This window comes from Bradyrhizobium sp. 25ACV (genome assembly GCF_054863005.1).
On the sequence record NZ_JAVAYO010000001.1, the window covers coordinates 88515 to 108181 of the forward strand.

Sequence of the window (19667 nt, forward strand, 5' to 3'; positions counted from 1 at the left end):
GCAGGTGAAACCAGAACCCGTTGGCGTGCAAATGGTATGCCACTGACCGGACCCTTGCCAGCGCGATCTCAACGTCTTTTGGACCGGCCCAGGCCTCACAGAGCTGCCGCCAGCATCTCGCCGGTCTCGATATGCGGGATGGCCTCGACCAGCTTGCGCGTGTAGTCCGTCTTCGGATTGTCGAACAGCGCCCGGCTCTCGCCCTGCTCGACGATTCCGCCATTGCGCAGCACGATGGTGCGGTCGCAGAGCATGCGCACCACGTTGAGATCGTGGCTGACGAACAGCAGCGCGATGTCGTTCTCGCGCCTGAGGCGATCGAGCAGTTGCAGCACAACCGCCTGCACCGAGACGTCGAGCGCGGCGGTCGGCTCGTCCAGCACCAGGAGCCGCGGCCGGCAGGCGATGGCGCGGGCGATGCCGACGCGGGCCTTCTGGCCGCCGGAGAGCTGGTGCGGAAACCGCGGCAACAGATCCAGCGGCAATCCAACCCGCACGGCAGATTCCTCGACCCGTTCGCGCAGCGCCTCACCCGCACGCATGCCATCGAGCCGCATCAGAGGGTGGGCGATACAATCGAACGCCGTAAAGCGCGGGTTGAGGCTCTCGTTCGGATCCTGAAACACCATCTGGATGTCTTTGCGCAAGGGCGAGCGGTGAAAGTCGCGCGAGGCCACGTGACCGATCGAATGCCCGTCGAACACGATGTCGCCTTCGCTCGGGTCGATCAGGCGGCAGATCATCCGCGACGTCGTGCTCTTGCCGGACCCGGACTCGCCGACGAGACCGACGCTCTCGCCGCCGGCCATCGTCATCGAGAAGTCGGCCACCGCAGCAGAGCCCTGGTCGAAGCGTTTTGCCAGTTTTCGCACTTCCAGCAGCGGCGGCGTGCCGTGTACGAGTTCCGCTCGGGGCCTGCTGACGACAGCCGCGTAGCGCTCCCTCTCCTCTTCCGTCACAAGGTCTTCAATACGGGACGTCGCGGTCGGCGATGCCGCGACCAGGCGCCTGGTATAAGCGTGCTGCGGCGCGCTGAAGAGTGTCCTGGGACTCGCCTCCTCGATGATGCGGCCGCGTTCCATCACGGCGATGCGGCGGCAATAGCGTGCGGCGAGCCCGAGATCGTGCGTGATCAGGATCGTGGCCATGCCGCGCGCGGCGGCGATATCCGCCAGGAGATCCATCACCACCTTCTGCGTGGTGACGTCGAGGCCGGTGGTCGGCTCGTCCGCGATCAGCAGCGCGGGATTGCAGGAGATCGCGATCGCGATCATGACGCGCTGGCACATGCCACCGGAGAGCTCGTGCGGATAGGCGTTCATCCGCGCCTCGGGCTCGCGGATCTGCACGGCGCGCAGCAAGTCCAGCGCCTCGCTCCGCGCGGCCTCTTTCGAGATGCGCTTGTGGGTGAGGATCGCATCCGCGATCTGCAGGCCGATGGCCCGGATCGGATTGAGCGCCGCCCGCGGGTTCTGGAAGATCATTGACATCGCGGCGCCCTGGAGCTGACGAAGGTCGTCGCCCCTGAGTTTTGTCACGTCCTGTCCGCGAAACAGGATCTTGCCGCCGGTGACGCGCCCCGCCGCGTCGAGCAGCCGCGTCGTGGCAAAGCCCGTCACCGACTTGCCCGAGCCGCTCTCGCCGACGAGGCCGAGCATCTCGCCCTTCTCGACCGTGAGCGTCACGCCGCGCACGGCCTCGACCATGCCGCGGCGCGTCGAGAATGCGACGTGGAGGTCGTCGATGCTGAGCAGCGCCTCGCTCATGTGCGCATGCGGGGGTCGAGAATGTCCCGCATCCCGTCCCCAAGGAGATTGAAGCACAGCACGGCCATCATCAGCGCCAGCCCCGGAAATGCGACCAGCCACCACCGCCCGGTCGAGATGAAGCGGGCACCTTCCGCGACCATGATGCCCCATTCGGGTGTCGGCGGCTTGACGCCCAGACCGATGAAGGACAGGCCCGCGGCGTTGAGAATGGCCCAGCCGAGGTTGAGCGAGATCTGCACCGCCATCGCCGGCAGGATGTTCGGCAGCAGGAAGCGCAGCACTACCGAGAAATGGCTCTCGCCGCAGGCGCGCGCCGCCTCCACCCAACCGACATTCCGGCGGACATTAACCTCGGCCCGCGCGAAGCGGATGTAAAAGGGAAGATTGATGATCGCGGTCGCGATCACGATGTTCTCGATCCGGTTGCCGAGGGCTGCGACCATGGCCATCGCCAGCACGAACAGCGGAAAGGCCATCATCACGTCGACGAAGCGGCCGACGCCGCGATCGAGCCGACCACCGGCATAGCCACAGAACGAACCGACCACAGCACCGATCGCGAAGGAGATGCCGACGGCGGAGACCGCAATGGCAAGATCAAGCCGCGCGGCAATGATGAGACGGCTGAACACGTCGCGTCCGAGTTGGTCGGTGCCGGCGATGTGCGCCGCGCTCGGCGGCAGCAATGCCTCCGAGACATTCGAGGCCACGGGATCGTAAGGCACGATCCACGGTCCGAAGATCGCGACCAGCACGAATAGCAACACGCCGGTGGCGGCAACGGCGGTGAGCGGGTTGCCGCGCAGGATCCAGACCGAATGGCGGAGGGTTGCGCTGGTCATCCGATCGACACCCTGGGATCGGCAATGCCGTAGCAGATGTCCACGACCAGGTTGACCAGCACGAACAGGCTGGCCATCAGCAGCACAAAGCCCTGCACCGGCGCATAGTCGGAGGACAGCAGAGCATCGAGCGCGTAGGAGGCGACGCCGGGCCAGGAGAACACTTTCTCCACCAGCACATTGGCGCCCAGCATGGTCGAGAACACGATGCCGGCGATGGTGATGACGGGCAGGATCGCATTGCGCAGCGCGTAGGTCACGACCACCTTGCGCCACGACAACCCGACCGAGCGCGCGGTGCGCACGAAGTCGCTGCCGAGCGAGACCAGCATCGAGGCACGCGTGATCCGCGCCAGCGGTGCGATCACGAACAGCGCCATGCTCACCGCCGGCAGGATCAATTGCTTGCAGGCCGCCCACCAGCCCTCGAAATCGCCGGCGAGCAGAAAGTCGATCGAGAGAAACCCGGTGCGCTGCGGCGGCAGCGACGTGAAGACGTCGATCCGCCCTGTCGGATCGGGTGCAAGGCCGAGCAGATAGTAGAAGACATAGATCAGCAGCAGGCCTGACACGAAGGTCGGCACGCATACGCCGAGCGCACAGAACAGCCGGACGCCGTGATCGACGACGGAGCCCGGCCTCAAGGCCGCGACCACGCCGAGCGGCACCGCGGCGATCAGTGCAATCAGGAGCGCGGTGAAGGTGAGCTCGAGCGAGGCCGGCAACCGCTCGCGCAGATCCTTCAACACCGGCTGCCCGGTCATCATGGAGCGGCCGAGATTGCCGCGGCCGATGTCGGAGAGATAGAACACGAGCTGCTCCGGCACCGATTTGTCGAGCCCCATCTGCTTGCGGATCTGCTCGATCTCCTCCTTTCCGGCATTGGGCCCCGAGGCGAAGAACACCGCGGGATCACCGGGCAGGACGCGCATCAGCAAAAAGGTGAAGACCAGCACGCCGAACAGCGCCGGCAGCGACGACAGAAGCCGCCTGCCCGCCCGCACCATCGTTGCGCCAAGACCGGTCCTCACCTTCTAGAGCTCCTTTGGTCTGACGCTATCACTTGCGGCTGACATCGCGATAGTCGACCTGGCGGTGGAACTCGTAGGTGTAGCCCTCGATCGACGACGCCATCACCGCATCCTGGTTTGGCTGCCACAGCATGATTTGCGGCATCAGATCGAAGTGCATCGCGTTGAGCTTGCGGCCTGCTTCCTCGTACTTCGCCTTATCCGGCTCGAAGCGGGCTTCCTGCGCGATCGCGGCAAGGTCCGGGTTGTTGATCGAGCTGTAATTCCAGCGCTGATTGCCGGTGTAGAAGTTGCGGTAGAAATAGTCCGTGGACGGTAACCAGGCGACGATGCCTTCAGTGTAGAAGGGCAGCTTCTTCTCGTTGATCTGCGTCGACATCTGCGCATCCGGCAGCTTCTGGATGTCGACCTTGATCCCGATCTTGCCGAGCGACTCCTTGACCAGCGCCGCCATCGGCTCGGCGGTCGAGGCCTGGCCGACATTGAAGCTGAAGGTGGTCGAGAAGCCTTCGGGGAGCCCCGCGGCCTTGAGATATTCCCTAGCCTTGTCGAGATCGATCTTGACGGGCTGCTGGAACGGATAGATCCCGTTCAGCGGCTTGCCGTCCGGCCAGCTCGCACCGAACAGCGGCGCGCCGCGACCGAACAGAGCGGCCTTGAACATGTCGTCATAGGGCAGCGCAAAGGCGACGGCGCGGCGGACATTGACGTTGTCGAAGGGCGGGATCTGGTTGTTCATCGAGACGAAGGTGATCGAATTGTATTGCGGCGTCGAGATCACCTTCAACTTGCCCTTGGCCTCCAACGACTGCACGTCGCTGGCCTGGAGATCGACGACGAGATCGGCATCGCCACGCTCGACCAGATTGGCGCGGGTCGCCGGCTCCGGCACCGACTGGATGATCACGCGCTTGAAGAACGCCGGCTTGTCGGGCGAGCCGCGATTCCAGGCCTCGTTGCGCTTGACGATCACCTGCTCGCCCGGCTTGAACGTCTCGATCATGTAAGCGCCGCTGCCGGCGGTGTGCTCCTTCAGCCAGGCGGTGGCCCAGGGATCATCCGCGGTGGCGTGCTCCTTCGCCACCTTCGAATTGATGATCATGGGATAGACGGTGGCCAAGTTTGGCAGCGCGAGCTTGTCGGGCTTCGGCAACGTCACCTCGATCGTGATGGGATCGATCACCTTGAACTGATCGGCCGACGTCAGGGAGCCCGTGAGCAGCTGCGCCTTGCCGAGGATCGGCGCGGTGACGCAACGATCGAGCGACCATTTCACGTCCTCGGCGGTGACCGGCGAGCCGTCCTGGAACTTCGCGTCCTTGCGCAGGCGGAAGGTGAGCTTCAACCCGTCGGGACTGACGTCGTAGGATTCGGCGAGCTCGCCGGTGATCTTGTCGAGATCGAACACCCATTTGCCGTTGAGCTGCTTGCGGCCGAAGGCCACCAGCCGGTCGTACGTGCTCATGCTCAGTGCGAAGGACTCGCGCGTCGAACCGGGGATGTTGGGATCGAGCGTATTGACGGATGCACCGGTGACATAGCGCAGCGTCTCCGCCCGGGTTTGCGCCTGCGAAGGCGCGGTGGCGATGAGCAACAGCGCAGTGGCGGCGAGCACGGAGGACGCCGGCCTGAAAGACACAAAACGCATTCGTTTTCCCCAAGATTTCGACAACAACGTCAACAAGGCAGGTTAAGAAAGAAGCAAGTTGCGCGCCAGTCTCATGGAGCGCTGTCGCGGACGCTTCGTCGCGGTGGCGCATGGATGATCATCGCAATTCCCCACTGTTTCGCGCTGGCCGCGTGACCACGGCCTGCGGCACGTCATAGGCGCTGAGCGAGGCCCAGTGCCGCGCAACATCGGCGCGGAAAAGGCTACGCGTCAGGCCGTGGACCAGCTTTGGCACCGCGGTCGTCATCGCGTTGATCGATGAACCCGACGGGCCGAAACTCATGGTCGAGGCGATAGCGAACAGATGGATGTCGGAAATCCAGGGCGTCTCACCCGGCACGCGCTCGGTGAAGGCGTAGTCGTCGGCGAGATAGGGGAAGCGGCCGAGCCGCGCGTTGCGCTCGTTGTCCGGCGGCAGGTAACGGTCGGCCCAGGTCGCGATATTGCCGGCAAATCGGCTGAGCTCGCCGCGCGCGGCAAAGGTCATGTCGATACCGGTGCCGCATATGACGAAGTCCGCCGCGATGGCGCCAAGCGGCGTGTGCAATTCAATGCCTTTTCCGGTCGCGCGCGCGGCTTCGATCGGCGCGCCCTCGTGCAGTGTGAAATTGGCGTGGCGCGCGCAGCGGTCGTAGGTCGCCTGCGGAAATCCTTCCCGCATTTCGAGGATGGTGCGCATGAAGCGCCAACGCCAGGCATCATCGAGATCGCTGAGGTGGCGCAGGAAGCCGCGGAAGGTCAGCCAGCGATAGGGCTGGATCACCTGGATCTGCGCGCGGCGACACAGCAGGTGCACTTCGGCCGCGCCTGCCTCCAGCGCGGTTGCCGCATTGTCGAACGCTGATGCGCCGGCACCGATCACGGCGACGCGCTTGCCGCGAAGGTTTTCGAAATCGATCTCGTCGGCGACGGTCGCGACCGAGCGTGCCGGCAAATCGCGCAGCGGCTCCGGGATCATCCAGCCGCCCATGCCCTCCTGTCCCGTCGCCAGCACGATCTTGCGCGCATGGAGCGTCTCGACGCCATCGGCACTTTTCACGACGGCAGCCAGCAGGCCGTCGGCCGCTGGCGCAATCTTCAGAAGCGCGCAGCCATTGCGCACCGGCAACGCGATCGTGCGCCGCAGCCAGAGCAGATAGTCCGCCCAATGCTCGCGCTCGATCAGGCCAAGCCCCTGCCAGCTCTCCTTGCCGAAGCGAGCTTCATGCCAGGACTGATAAGTCAGGCTCGGGATATCGAGGTCGGGCCCCGTATAATCCTTCGGGCTGCGCAAGGTCGGCATGCGGGCATAGGTCAGCCACGGGCCCTCTTTGCCCTCCGCGGCCTTGTCGAGCAGCAGGATGTTGCTGACGCGGGAGCGCATCAGGCCGAAGCCGATGGCCACGCCGGACTGGCCGGCGCCGACGATGAGCACGTCCAGCGCAGGCTTGCCGTCCGGGCCCATCTTCGGTTCGAGCCAGGCGGCGCCGGGATGCGCGATCCTGGCGAGATCGCCGCGAATGCCCGCTTCGAGTTCTGTCAGCGCATCACTCATGCCGCGAGCCAACCTCCGTCGACCACCATCACCGTGCCGGTCGTGAACGAGGATGCATCGCTCGCCAGATGCAGCGCGGTCTGCGCGATCTCCTCGGCCACACCGAACCGCTTCATGGCATGGCGGTTGCGTGAGGCTTCGCGCACCTCGTCCGCGTTGGCGTGCCGGGCAAAGCTGCGGCGAAGCATCGGCGTATCGATTGCGCCCGGCGCGATCGCGTTGACGCGGATGCCGTCCGCGGCGAAATCCACCGCCATCGTGCGCGTCAGGCTGACGATGGCGCCCTTGGCGGCGATGTAGGCGCTGTTGCCCTTGCCGCCCGCGATCGCAAGTTGCGACGCCAGCGTGATGATCGAGCCGCTGCTCTGTCGCTGCATCTGCGGCACTGCGGCCCGCGCCCACAGCCAGGTGCCATCGACATTGGTACGGAACACGGCGTCCCAGTCGTCCACGCTCGTCGTCAGCACCGTGCCGCCGACGGAAAATCCGGCCGCCGTCATCAGGATATCGAGCCGGCCGTGCCGGGACACGATGTCGCTGACGACGGTCTCGGCGAAGCTGGCTTTGCCGACGTCGCCGATATGCGTCGCGGCCTCGCCCACCAAGCGCAACGTCTCTTCAAGTCCCGCGGCATCGCGGTCGACCAGAGCGAGACGCGCGCCCTCCTCCGCGAACAGCTTTGCGCTGGCCCGGCCGATGCCCGAGCCCGCTCCGGTGATGATGGCCGTGCGCCCGTGCAGCCGCATGTCAGATCCCGTCCTTGTGCTGCATCCACCAAGCGCTCATCGCAGCGGCCGACTCCGCGCAGCCGAACCGGGCGCGCCAGCCAAACTCATCGGCCATCCGCTTAACCGACATCGGCGCCCGATCCCCGCCGTGGAGCTTGATGAAGGTCTTCTCTCCGGGAGACGCGAGCCGACACACCAGCCCGGGATGCAAGGCCGCAAACGCCTCGCCCCATTGCAGCGCCGACCAGGCCGCACCGCTGGAGATGTTGTAGAGCCGGTGGCGCGGCCGCTCGGCTTCGATCAGCAATGCCACGGCCTCCGCGGCGTCCGGCGCATAGGTCCAGTCCTTCGTGCCCGGCGCGGGAAGGAGCGCCGGCTCACCGCGGAAGAACTCGGCGAGAATCTGGAACTGGAGACTCGGCGTGTCCCGCACGGAGCCGGGCCGCTCCCATGGACCGAACACCGCACTCAAGCGGACGCTGAAAAAGTCGCCGCCAAAGAGCTCGGCATGGCGTGCCACGGAGCGCTCCGAGGTGAACTTGCTGATGGCGTAGAACGAGACGGGATCGCAGGGCGTTTCCTCGTCGAGCACCTGACAGCGTTGGCCCGCAGCGCCGTAAGCCGACGCCGACGAGAGATTGACGACACGGCGAACACCATGGCGGATCGCGGCTTGCAGGATCGGAATCTGCGCCATCACGTTGATCTCGAGAACGCGCGCCGGCGACACCCGCTCGAGCTCTTCACCGGCCGTAACTGCCGCGCCCAGCACAATCGCATCGCAGCCCCCGGCAATGAGAGCATCGATGCCATCCGCATCGGTGATGTCGCCCTGAACGACCTTGAGCCGCTCGCGATAATCGACCAGCGATCGCTGCGCAGCTGGCGGCAGATCCGCCCGGTCATACAGCGTCACCTCATGCCCGCGCGCGAGCAGCACCTCTGCCAGGTTGAGGCCGACAAAGCCGGTGCCGCCGAAGACGACGATCCTCATCGCGCGCGATCCACCATCACAGCAGTTTTGCCCCGAAATTGCGTTCCGGGTCCATGTCGGCGACGAGACGGCCGGTGGGCTTGGCTGCCTCGCCACCGCTGCGCGCCAGGAATTTTCCGCTGCCGGCATCCGCGAGGCACTTGTTGCCGTCGATGATGACCCGGCCGCGCGACAGCACCGACACCGGCCAGCCCTTCAGCTTGCGGCCCGCGAACGGCGTATAGCCCGTGAGATCGTGCATCATCTCGTCCGCAATCGTGACCTCGCGGTTCGGATCCCAGATCGCGATATCGGCATCGGCGCCGACCGCGATCGAGCCCTTGCGCGGGTGCAGATTGTAGATCTTGGCGGGCGCGGTCGACGTCAGCTCGACGAACTTTTCCAGGCCCAGCCGCCCCTTCGACACCATCGCGTCGAACAGCAGCGGCAGCCGCAGCTCCAGTCCGGGCAGGCCGTTCGCGACCTGCTTGAAATTGGGATTGGGGCCGGCGCGCAGCTTGCCGGTCTCGTCGAACCGATAAGGCGCATGATCCGACGAGATGGTCTGGAGGTCGCCGAGCGACAGCGCCTGCCACAGCGCCTCCTGGTCTGCATGCGTGCGCGGCGGCGGGCTGCACATCCACTTGGCGCCCTCCGCGCCGGGCTTGTCGAGATCGGCGGCGGTGAGGAACAGATATTGCGGACAGGTTTCGGCGAAGACCTTGAGCCCCTGCCCGCGGGAGTCGCGGATCACCCTGGCGCCTTCGGCGGTCGAGACGTGGAAGATCATGATCGGCTGGTCGATCAGCGCGGCCATTCCGATCAGCCGGGTGAAGGCTTCCGCTTCCGACACACGGGCATGACTGACGGCGTGGTATTTCGGCATCGTGTAGCCGCGCGCGAGCAGGCGCTTGACCATCCAGGCGATGATGCCGTGATTTTCGGCATGGGCGCACAGCATCGCGCCGGACTGGCGCGCGGCGAGCAGGATGTCGAGCAATGGCTCGTCGTCGACCTTGAGCCGGTCATAGGTCATGAAGATCTTGATCGAGGCGTGGCCCTGCTTCACCAGCGCCGGAATGTGCTCCTCGACCGTCTCCTTGGTCGCGTCCGCGATGATCATGTGAAAGGCGTAGTCAATCACGGCGCCCTTCTTCGCCAGCGCGTGATAATCCTCCACCACCTGCGGCAGCTTCATGCCGACATGCTGGGCGGCGAACGGGATCACCGTGGTGGTGCCGCCGAAAGCGGCGGACACCGTCGCGCTCTCGAACGTGTCGGCGTTCATGATGCCAGCGGCGGACAGCTGCTCGATATGGGCGTGGCTGTCGACGCCGCCCGGCAGCACCAGCTTGCCGCGCGCATCGATCTCGCGCCTGGCCGCCGGAAGCCCGCGGCCGATGGCTGCGATGGTCTCGCCTGAGATGGCGACGTCGGCCTCGAACACGTCGGTCGTGGTGGCGACGCGTCCGCCGCGGATGATCAGATCGTAAGTGGGTTCAGTCATGAGGCACTCCGTGATAGGCTTGGGCAAATGATCTCCATTTCGCAGGAAGACCATCATGTCCCGGCCGCGCATTCTCGTCATCAACCCGAACTCCAATCCTGCGGTCACGCAAGGGCTGGAGGATGCGTTGAAGCCGCTCGGTTTCGAGGGCGGGCCGGAACTCGTCTGCCAGACGCTGGCCGAAGGTCCCTTCGGCATCGAAAGCCAGGCGGACGTCGACAGCGTCGCGATGCCGCTGCGACGGCTGGTGGAAGGTGACAACAGCTCGGCTGCCTTCGTCATCGCCTGCTACAGCGATCCCGGTCTTCAGGTCTGCCGCGAAGGCACCGAACGGCCCGTGTTCGGCATTGCCGAGTGCGGCGTGCTGACGGCGCTCGCCCGCGCCGAGACCTTTGGCGTCATCGCCATCGCGCAGCGCTCGATCCCGCGGCACATGCGCTATCTCAGGCAGATGGGACTGACCGATCGCCTCGCCGGCGAACGGCCGCTCAACATGAGCGTCGCGGAGACCGCCTCGGGCGAAGGCACACTGGCGAAGATGATCGAAATCGGCCGCGCGCTGCGCGACGAAGATGGCGCTCGCACCATCGTGATGGGCTGCGCCGGCATGGCGCGTCATCGCCGTCCGCTCGAAGACGCGCTCGGCATTCCCGTGATCGACCCGACACAGGCGGCGGTCACCATGGCGCTGGGTACGGTGCAGTTCTCGGCTCACTAGGCGTCCTTCAGCTCTTTGGCGTCCTGCCGCGCGCGCCATTGCGCGTGGCTCTCGCGCGTCAGCGAAAAAACATCCCGCTGGGTGGTGTAGAGATTGCCGAACATGCGGCCGATCGGCCGGTAGGCGTCAAGATCGACATACATGTTGGCCTCATCCACCAGGCCCTCGCGGGCGTGAACCCTGAGTACCTCGCCGACCAGCAATTCGCGATCGGGCGAGAAGGTGAGCACCACGTGGCGCCGGCATTCGAGCGCGAAGGGTGCGGCGGCGAGGCGCGGCACTTTCACATCGACGGACGGAAGCGTTGCAAGCCCGGTCGCGGCGACCTCGCTGTCGCCGGAGGGGAAATCGACCGCGCAGTCGTTCATCGTCACCGACAGCGCCTCATCCACCATGTGCACGACGAACTCGCCGTCGCGATGGATGTTGCGGGTGGTGTCCTTCGGGCTGTGATCCGGCCTGTGCTGAAGACCGAGCACGATCAGCGCGGGGCTCTCGGAGAACACGTTGAAGAAGCTGAACGGGGCCGCATTGACCGCCCCGTTCTCGTCCAACGTCGTCACCAGCGCGATCGGGCGCGGCACGATTACGCCGCAGAGCAGCTTGTAGCGATCGCGCGGATCAAGCTCGCGCAAGGAAATGCCATGATCCGACATCGGCGTCATTTCTCCGGCGGCGGCACCGCGCCGGTTTGGCTGGTGATCAGGCCGTAATGCTCGATCCGGCGATGCTGCGCGAAATTGAAGATCGTGGTCTTGCCGAAATTTGTGGCGTCGAGATCACAGGGATGGACCAGAAGCTCGTCGTCCTCCGTGCTGGCTTCCGCGACGATCTCGCCGTTGGGATCGACGATCAGGCTGCCGCCGAACAGCGGATGGCCATCCTCATTGCCGGCCTTGGCCACCGCGACCACCCAGGTCGAATTCTGATAGGCGCCGGCCTGCACCGAAAGACGGTTGTGAAACAGGCGCTTCTCGACGCCCTCCTCGCTTCGCTCCGCATTGACGGAGGGCGTGTTGTAGCCGATCAGCACCATCTCGACGCCCTGCAGGCCCATCACGCGATAGGTCTCGGGCCAGCGCCGGTCGTTGCAGATGGCCATACCGATGATGCCGCCCAGCTCGCGCCAGACGTTGAAGCCGAGATCGCCGGGCTCGAAATAGCGTTTCTCCAGATGCTGGTGCGAGCGCTTGGTGTCGTAGTCCACATGGCCCGGCAGATGGACCTTGCGATATTTGCCGACGATCTTGCCGGACTTGTCGGTCAGGATCGCCGTGTTGAAGTGATGGCCGTCCGGCGTCAGCTCCGCATAGCCGAAGTTCATCGCCATCTGGTGCTGCGCCGCGCGCTCGAACAGCGGCTTCGTCGCCGCGTTCGGCATCTCGCGCTCGAACCAGATGTCGAACTCGGCGCGGTCCTCCGCGTACCAGCGCGGAAAGAATGTCGTCAGCGCCAGTTCCGGATAGACGATCAAATCGGCGCCCTTGCTCTTGGCTTCGTCCATCAGCGCGATCATGCGCTTGACTACGGCCTCGCGACTATCGGCCTTCTGGATCGGACCCATCTGGGCGGCGGCAACATTGACGATACGCATCAGCGATTTCCCGGTGATCTCTTGGAGGAAGTGAAAGCTTCAACGAATTGCCGGCGCGTGCAGCATAACGCGGCACCGCCGAAGGTTTCCAGCCGGATGGGCTGGACAGTTTTTGTAGCGTGATCGGCGCTCATCCGTGCTCCTCATCGGCAACATCGAGGCCGTAGTCGAGCGCGTCCAGAAGCTGGTCGGCCTCACGTTCGGACATGACGAGCGGCGGTGCCAGGAACAGCGAAACCTGCTCGCCGCTGGTTCCGATCACCGCGCCGGCTTCCAGCGCCCGCGTCGCGACGCGCGAGGCGATCGGCACTTCGGTGGTGTCGGCGTGCCAGGAGCGCCAGTCCGGTCCGTGCAGCTCCACCGTCCAGTGCATCCCCTGCCCCGCCACGCGCTGCACGCTGGGATGTTTCTGCGCGATCGCGAGCAGGCGGCGGCTGAACAGCTCTTCGAGGCTCTTAACATGCTCGAGAATCTTCTCGTCGCTGATGACCTTCAGGTAGGCGCTGACGGCGGCCATGCTGATCGGGTGGCCCCGCAAGGTGCCGTAATTCTGCCAGCTCGTGCCATTCAACCGCTCGACGATCTCTTTCGACACCACGACCGCCGCCACCGCGGCCGCACCGCCGCCGAGCGACTTTCCGAGCGTCACGATATCGGGGCGACTTTCGGCGCCCTGAAACGCGAACCAGCGCCCGGCGCGCCCCGCCCCGGTGACGACCTCGTCGGCGATCCAGTATGAACCGGCCTGTCGCGCGCAGCGCGCTACTTCGTCCTGATAGGCGCCGTCGTAATAGATGCCGCCCTGGGTGTAGTCGATGATCGTCGCCGCGGTATCCGACAGCAGACGCGTGGCGTCGGCCAGATATTCGCTCGGCGGCTTGTTGCTGGCCGGCCCACCGTAGATCGCGCCCTCCGGCGCCGGCAGGATTCGCACCGGCGCCATCGGCGCCGGCAGCCTGGAGCCGCCGGAGTACACCGCAAGGCCGCCATGCCATTGCGGCTGCACGGTCATGCTGCGCGACAGGCCCGTGATGCCGTGATAGGCACGCTCGCGCGTCGCCAGCGCCGAGCGCTGCGTCAAGGCCTGGCAGAGCGACAGCGCCATGTCGTTGGCCTCGCTGCCGCTGATGCAGAAGCGCACCGCGCCGACCCATTCCTCTTCGCCGACGAACGCCATCGCCATCAGGTCGTCGGCGGCCTGCTCGCGGCCGACCCAGGTCCAGCCCTCGTTGACGACGGGCGTATCCGCCGCGCGGCGGATCGCCTCCACCATCGCGGGATGACGGTGACCGAGACCGCCACCGGTGTTGCTGCCGTCGATGAGCTTGCGGCCGTCCGCAAGATGAAAATAGACGCCCTCGCCGCCGACCACGGCCATGGGCGCGCTGTCGCCCGCGTTCAGCCTGGTTCGCAACAATTTGCTCATCGCAATCCCTTCACTCCGCAGCTTCAGCGCCGTAGCCGCCGCCGCCGCAAGTCTCGACGGTGACGAGATCGCCGTGCTGCAGCACGAGGTTAGATTTGCCGTCGATCGCGACGCTTGCGCCCTGCCTGACAAGCGAGATGCGACAGGCCTTGCCGGGTTCACCGCCCTGCATGCCGAACGGCGGAATCACCATCCGCTCGATGCAGGTGGTCAGATGCATCGACGGAGCCAGAATGCGGTAAGCGCGTACGACGCCATCGCCGCCGCGGAAGGCGCCGGCGCCGCCGGATTGCCGGCGGATGGCCTGCTGCTCGAGGCGGATCGCGTAGTTCGCCTCGATCACCTCGACCGGCGTGTTCGAGGTGTTGGACAGATGCACCCGGGTTGCCGAGATGCCGGCCCGGTCATGACGCGCGCCTTCGCCGCCGCCGTGGACCTCATAGAGCATCTTCCAGGAACCGTCCTGCCGCGGCTGCGCAAAGAACAGGACGCCCGCGGTGGTCGCGCCGCCCGCGGACAATCGTTCGGGGATGGTGTCTTGCATGGCGCGGAAGATCGCATCGACGATGCGCATCGACGTCTCGTGGTTGCCGGCGGCGACGGAGGCCGACCAACCCGGCTCCAGGATCGAGCCCGGGCGGGTGATAATGGTCAGGGGACGGAGCGCGCCGGCATTCTGCTGCATGTCGCGCCCACTCATGATGCGCGCGGCATAGGCGACAGCCGAGCGCGCCATGAACGGCGTCGTGTTGCAGAAATTCGAAACGCGGTCACAGCTCCCGGAAAGGTCGAAGGTCGCCTCGTCACCGGCAATGGTAATCTTGACGTGGATACGCGCGGGCGCGTCGTTCACGCTGCCGTCGTCGAGATGATCTTCGCCCTCGTAGACGCCATCCGGCAAGGCGCGCAACGCTTCGCGCATCTCGATTTCGGAGAGGTCATGCAGGCGCGACTGCGTCGCCGTGAACACCGCCTTGCCGTGCTCGCGGCAGAGATCGACGATGCGCCGCTCGCCGGCCTTGGTCGCCGCGATCTGCGCAAGCAGATCGCCCTCGCCGGATTCGGGGTCGCGGATATTGGCCTTGAGCAGCTGCACGATCGGCGCATTGACGCCGGCCGAGGTTGCGATCAGCACCGGCGGAATCCGCATTGCCTCCTGGAACGTGTCGATGGCTTTTGCAAAATAACTGCCTGGCCAAGTGCCGCCGATATCCGGCCAGTGCGCGAGGCTGACCGCGAACGCCACGATCTCGCCATCGACGAAGACGGGGCGCACGACCTTGACGTCGTTGAGATGATTGCCGCCGAGCGCGCCGACATTGTAGATCACGACGTCGCCGTCATTCAGGCTGTCGCGCGGCACCACCTTCAGCAGTTCGGGGACCGTGTAAGCCATCGCGCCGAGATGGATCGGGATGTCGCGGCCCTGTCCGACCAGGCCGCCATGGCCGTCCGTGATCGCCGACGACAAATCGCCGGCCTCGCGCAGCAGCGGCGAGCGCGCCGAGCGCGTCATCACCAGGCTCATCTCCTCGGCCGCGGCGGAGAGCCCGTGCCTGATGACTTCGACGACGAACGGATCGAGCTTCATGTTGCCCTCCGCGTCAGGAACAGATTGCCTGAAACGTCCGGCCTCGCCTGCCAGCCCGGCGGCACCACCACGGTGGACCAGGCGTCTTCGATGATGGCCGGGCCGCGAACGGTGTCGGCCAGCGAGGCACGGTCGATGATCCCTGTCGCGATGTCGTGGAAGCCATCGAACGAGCAGAGGCGCGTACCTGACGACAGCGCCCTCGCCGCCGTCGCCGGCCGGCTCACCACCGTCGTCGACGGCCGGCGCGCCTGTACCCGCACGGATTCGATGACGCAGGGCTCGCTCGTCGCGTAGCCGAAGAGTTCGTGATGCCGCGCCAGAAAATCCTTCTTGAGGCTGATCACGTCGAGGGGCAGTGCGAGCGGGACTGGAATGGCGTCGTTCTGCGCCGCGTAACGCATCAGCGCCACCAGCTCGACCTCGATCTCCGCCTGCGCGACACCGTTGGCGATCAGGGGCGCCGACGCATCGTCAATGAGCGCCCCAATGCGCTCCGATACGCGTACGAGATCGATGCCGTCGAGGCCAGCGCGCAAGGTCTGCTGCTGCAGGAAGCTGAAATCGGCGGTGAGACAGCCCAGCGCCGAGAACGCGCTCGATGCGCTGGGCACGACGACCTCTGCAATCCCATAGAGATCGGCGAGCCCCGCGGCATGCATGGGGCCGCCGCCGCCGAAGGCGAGCAGCGTGCAGTCGCGCCCGTCGATGCCGCGCTCGACCGTGACGCGGCGCAGCGCGCGGGCCATCGTCGCGTTGGCGACCTTGATGATGCCGAGCGCCGTTTCGGTGAGGCTCAGCCCCAACGCCCGCGCGATCGGCGCGATGACGCGCCTGGCCGCCTGGACGTCGATGCCGATGCGGTCGCCAAGCTTCGTTTCGGGATTGAGATAGCCGAGCACGGCGTTGGCGTCGGCGATGGTTGGCTCGGCGCCGCCGCGGCCATAGCAGGCCGGACCCGGCTCGGAACCGGCACTCTCCGGCCCGACCGTCAGGCCACCCGGGCCGCTGCGCACGATCGATCCGCCGCCCGCCCCGATGGAGTGAACCGCGAGCATCGGCTGGCGCAGCGGCTTGTCGCCGAGCATGCGGCCGTCGGTCATCTCGGCTTGGCCGTCGACGATCAGGCACACGTCCGTCGTGGTGCCGCCCATGTCGAAGGTCAGCATGCGCGGCGTGCCGAGCTGGCGCGCGATGCTGACCGACGCCGAGACGCCAGCGGCCGGGCCCGACATTGCCATCACAAGCGGGCGACGTTTCACCGCGGAGATCGGGATCATGGCGCCGGCGGAATGGAACACCTGCAGGCCGGGGCCAATCGGCAGGCGTTGCTCCAGCTCGCTCAGATACTCGACCGCAATAGGCATCGCGGCCGCGTTGAACACGGTCGCCGAGGTCCGCTCATACTCGCGTGCCTCGGGGTTGACCTCATGCGACAGCGAGACATGGGCGACGACGTCCTTGAGGCGCTCGCCGAGCATTTTTTCGTGCACGGGATTGGCATAGGCGTGAAGGAGAGCCACCGCGACGCTCTGAACGCCGGTCTCTTTCAGCCAGGCCACCAGGCGCTCGATCTCCGCTTGCTCCAGCGGCTTGAGCACACGCCCCTCGTGATCGAGGCGCTCGGCAAGCCCGAAGCAGCGCTCAGGCGGCACGAGCGGCGCCGATTTCGGCGGAATGTCGAGACGGTAGAGATCGCGACGGCGATAACGCGCAATCTCGAGCACATCGGCAAATCCCTCGGTCGCGACCAGCGCCACCTTCGGCAGCCGGCCCTCGACGATAGCGTTGGTCACGCGCGTGGTGCCGTGGACGAAGCGCTTGACCTCGCTTCTGCGCAGGCCCACCGCCTCGATCGCCTCCAGCATCGCCTGAACCGGAGCGGCGGGGCGCGACGGCACCTTTGCGATCCGTGCCTCCGATGAATCGCGCCGGATCGCGATGATATCGGTGAAGGTGCCGCCGATATCGGTGCCCACCTCCCAATGATATTCGGAGGAGCTCATGTGCGGGGGCGGCGACAGATGAGGTCCGAACCGGACGCCGGGCTGTTACCGTCCATCGCGACATCCAATGCCCAACCGAGAGCGCTCATCATGCATCCCTTGTCTTGCCATTGTCCGCGAGTGTGCGACAGAGCGGTCAGGTCGGGATAGAGCCAGAGTTGTCGCAAACCATCGGGTCAGCTCCGCGAGCCGCAAATTCGGCTGCACGTTTTGGTGCAGCTGTGCCCGCGCGGAGAGCATGCAGATGTGGACTGCTGGACGCCAGCAGAGTGCATCGCACCACGGATTTTTCGGCGCAAACCGTCACGTCCGTTGCACTGCAATCCGAACGTCTAAAATCGTCTGTCTAATTTGCAGGCGATCGGAGAGCGCTGCGTGAGGTCCGGATGCCTATGAGCTATGCACGGCAGGCGGCTCAGCCTTTCTTTATTGTACGGTCAGTAAGCGAGGATATCGTCCGGTCCGATCGATGGACGACAGCGCAGCCATCCATTGGGACGAGTTCGTTAGAAACCATCGAGATTCGGACGTCCTGCGTTGAAAGTCGCGATCGCGGGCCAGATATTTCCTGAACCCGCCAGTCATGTTCGGATCGACTATCGCCTGCCATGCCCTTCTTCCGGCTCAACGACGGCCATATGAACCCCGATGATCTCGGGGATTTCGATCCAGAAACCGTGCCGCGCGCTGTCGCCGCTTTCGGGGGCCACATGGTCACCAAGGGCATGGAGCTGGCCGTCCATCGCGGATCAGGGCAAAAGCCTATTGGGCACCGGGGAAGACCGGCCTGGACTAAAGAAGAGCCGATGTAACCGCCGGCCGTTGGTCAGGATGCGCCGATCTCGGTCAGGACCGTAGACGCCGCCAGCCAATCGCGATCCCGGTGACGGAGAACATCAATCCCAACGCACACAGTCCGACGATCAGGACATCGCGCAGACGCGGATGCGCCAGCAGGACCGGAAAATCGAGCGTGTGGAGCGCGCTGTAGAACCAGCGATAGGCCCGCCGCGAGGCATCCAGCCTTTGCACCACACTGCCATCGGCACCGTCGATATCGAACCAGAGGTCGCCGCAGCGCGAGCGGTAGACGGGCGCACCCGGAATAGCCGATTGCGCGGGGTAGTCGTCGTTGCCAGCAAGAACGGACGGCGCGCCGCAGCCGGCGGCGAGGCGCGCCACCAGATTCTGGATCTCATGCACGTCCAGAAATTCCGTTGGTCCGTCGCGGGACGCGTCCCCTGCCTTGATCAAGACCTGATGGTCAAGGCTCACCCGATCGCGGCGATAGACGTCGCCGTTGAAGGCAAACCATTCGATCTCCCGGGCCGAGGGTGATATCGGCTGCCGATCGAGCCATGAGGCAGCCGCCCAATCAGGCAACGCGTTCATCACGCCGGATTCGGCCGCGGTCAATTGTCCGCGCGAGAACAGCCGGCCGTGATCCATGGAGAGCCAGCCGCTGAGACTCCATGTCAGCACGAACATTGTTGCCGTGAGGCCAATGACGTGGTGCAACGCGTGCCAGCCACGATAGGGCGAGGACATCCGGCGCCGTCGCAGCTGCACCCGCGCGATCCCGAGCACCGCACCAAGCATCGCCGCGATCAAGGCCAGCAATGACAGCGTCCAGACGACGCGATCCCACAGTGACCAGTTGCTTCTCAGGACCGTCGGGTAAATCCAGTGCAGCACACTGCCGGCCCAATTCCAGCCCCGGTCGCGCCGCCTCGTGTCCAGGACGATCTCGCCGGTGGCCGAGGAGACATAGACTTCCGTCCCGGCAGCATCGCCGAGGGCCACGCGAAACAGCGGCCGGTGGCGATCGAAGCCGTTCGGCACGCTCCACTGATCATGGTCCGAGAACGCAACGACCGCGGCCTGCGCGGCATCGAGCCCGCGATTGCGCCCGTGCTCCCGCGCGATGGCAAGCGCGGTATCGGCCATTGCGACCGACGCATCCGCTCCGTCGGAGACGCGGACCGCGCGCGAATGCGCTGGTCCCGACACGATGTAGACCGCTGCATCGCTCCGCTGGATCAGCCGGACGCGCACGGCGTCCGCGACCCCGCTCGCCGCGACCGCCTCCGCAAGCGGGATCCTCGCCGCTCCGCGATCCACCGGCGCAAGGCCGGCAAACCGTTCCGCTTCCGTCAGCGACGGAAACGGAACGAAGTGCATGACGATCCCCGTCGCGAACCACATCGCGAACAGCAGGCAGAACGCGATCCCGAGCCAGCGGTGCACCAGGACGATCGCGCCCATCATCCGTTCAGCGC

Annotated in this window: 16 protein-coding genes; 1 reads left to right on the forward strand and 15 read right to left on the reverse strand. The window is 65.7% G+C overall.

Features of this window, described 5'->3' with window-relative positions; genetic code table 11:
* Nucleotides 1-95: 95 nt before the first annotated feature.
* The 8 genes from nikE to hydA all read right to left on the reverse strand — a co-directional run bounded on the left by nikE (nt 96) and on the right by hydA (nt 10053).
* A complete protein-coding gene (gene nikE, locus RAD04_RS00400) occupies nt 96-1766 on the reverse strand; it encodes a nickel ABC transporter ATP-binding protein NikE (protein WP_461622174.1) in 1671 nt (556 codons plus the stop codon).
* Nucleotides 1763-2611, reverse strand: a complete 849-nt coding sequence (locus tag RAD04_RS00405; protein ID WP_018315991.1) for an ABC transporter permease — start codon at nt 2609-2611, stop codon at nt 1763-1765. The genes nikE and RAD04_RS00405 overlap by 4 nt, the downstream gene beginning before the upstream one ends.
* Nucleotides 2608-3642, reverse strand: coding sequence for an ABC transporter permease (locus RAD04_RS00410; RefSeq protein WP_461622175.1), 1035 nt, complete (start codon nt 3640-3642; stop codon nt 2608-2610). Before RAD04_RS00410 ends, RAD04_RS00405 begins: the two co-directional genes overlap by 4 nt.
* Before the next feature lie 28 nt (nt 3643-3670).
* Nucleotides 3671-5290 (reverse strand): ABC transporter substrate-binding protein, encoded by a 1620-nt coding sequence (locus tag RAD04_RS00415; RefSeq protein ID WP_461622176.1) that lies wholly within the window; start codon nt 5288-5290, stop codon nt 3671-3673.
* Between the two features lie 118 nt (nt 5291-5408).
* Entirely contained in the window at nt 5409-6845 is a 1437-nt protein-coding gene (locus RAD04_RS00420) for an NAD(P)-binding domain-containing protein (RefSeq protein ID WP_461622177.1), read from the reverse strand.
* The gene (locus RAD04_RS00425) at nt 6842-7591 is read right to left on the reverse strand and encodes an SDR family oxidoreductase (protein WP_461622178.1); all 750 of its coding nucleotides are present in this window, start codon (nt 7589-7591) and stop codon (nt 6842-6844) included. Before RAD04_RS00425 ends, RAD04_RS00420 begins: the two co-directional genes overlap by 4 nt.
* Nucleotide 7592: 1 nt before the next feature.
* On the reverse strand, nt 7593-8567 hold the full coding sequence (locus RAD04_RS00430) for an NAD-dependent epimerase/dehydratase family protein (RefSeq protein WP_461622179.1): 975 nt from the start codon (nt 8565-8567) through the stop codon (nt 7593-7595).
* A gap of 16 nt (nt 8568-8583) precedes the next feature.
* Entirely contained in the window at nt 8584-10053 is a 1470-nt protein-coding gene (hydA, locus tag RAD04_RS00435) for a dihydropyrimidinase (protein WP_461622180.1), read from the reverse strand.
* Between the two features lie 55 nt (nt 10054-10108).
* On the opposite strand from hydA, the gene RAD04_RS00440 reads away from it, so the two are divergent.
* Nucleotides 10109-10771 carry an aspartate/glutamate racemase family protein gene (locus RAD04_RS00440; protein ID WP_461622181.1) on the forward strand — a complete coding sequence of 221 codons (663 nt, stop codon included), beginning with the start codon at nt 10109-10111 and terminating at the stop codon, nt 10769-10771.
* On the opposite strand, the gene RAD04_RS00445 is transcribed toward RAD04_RS00440, so the two are convergent.
* The 7 genes from RAD04_RS00445 to RAD04_RS00475 form a co-directional block, all read right to left on the reverse strand.
* Nucleotides 10768-11436, reverse strand: a complete 669-nt coding sequence (locus tag RAD04_RS00445; protein WP_091952755.1) for a flavin reductase family protein — start codon at nt 11434-11436, stop codon at nt 10768-10770. The two genes, RAD04_RS00440 and RAD04_RS00445, sit on opposite strands and share 4 nt — an antisense overlap.
* Nucleotides 11433-12365, reverse strand: a complete 933-nt coding sequence (locus RAD04_RS00450; protein WP_461622182.1) for an N-carbamoyl-D-amino-acid hydrolase — start codon at nt 12363-12365, stop codon at nt 11433-11435. Before RAD04_RS00450 ends, RAD04_RS00445 begins: the two co-directional genes overlap by 4 nt.
* 130 nt (nt 12366-12495) lie before the next feature.
* Nucleotides 12496-13791 (reverse strand): aminotransferase class III-fold pyridoxal phosphate-dependent enzyme, encoded by a 1296-nt coding sequence (locus RAD04_RS00455; protein WP_461622183.1) that lies wholly within the window; start codon nt 13789-13791, stop codon nt 12496-12498.
* A gap of 10 nt (nt 13792-13801) precedes the next feature.
* Nucleotides 13802-15382, reverse strand: coding sequence for a hydantoinase B/oxoprolinase family protein (locus tag RAD04_RS00460; protein ID WP_461622184.1), 1581 nt, complete (start codon nt 15380-15382; stop codon nt 13802-13804).
* Nucleotides 15379-17388 carry a hydantoinase/oxoprolinase family protein gene (locus RAD04_RS00465; RefSeq protein ID WP_461622185.1) on the reverse strand — a complete coding sequence of 670 codons (2010 nt, stop codon included), beginning with the start codon at nt 17386-17388 and terminating at the stop codon, nt 15379-15381. Before RAD04_RS00465 ends, RAD04_RS00460 begins: the two co-directional genes overlap by 4 nt.
* 596 nt (nt 17389-17984) lie before the next feature.
* Nucleotides 17985-18131: a hypothetical protein gene (locus RAD04_RS00470; protein ID WP_461622186.1), complete on the reverse strand. Its 147-nt coding sequence runs from the start codon at nt 18129-18131 to the stop codon at nt 17985-17987.
* Between the two features lie 103 nt (nt 18132-18234).
* Entirely contained in the window at nt 18235-19656 is a 1422-nt protein-coding gene (locus RAD04_RS00475; RefSeq protein WP_461622187.1) for a PepSY domain-containing protein, read from the reverse strand.
* Nucleotides 19657-19667: the final 11 nt, after the last annotated feature.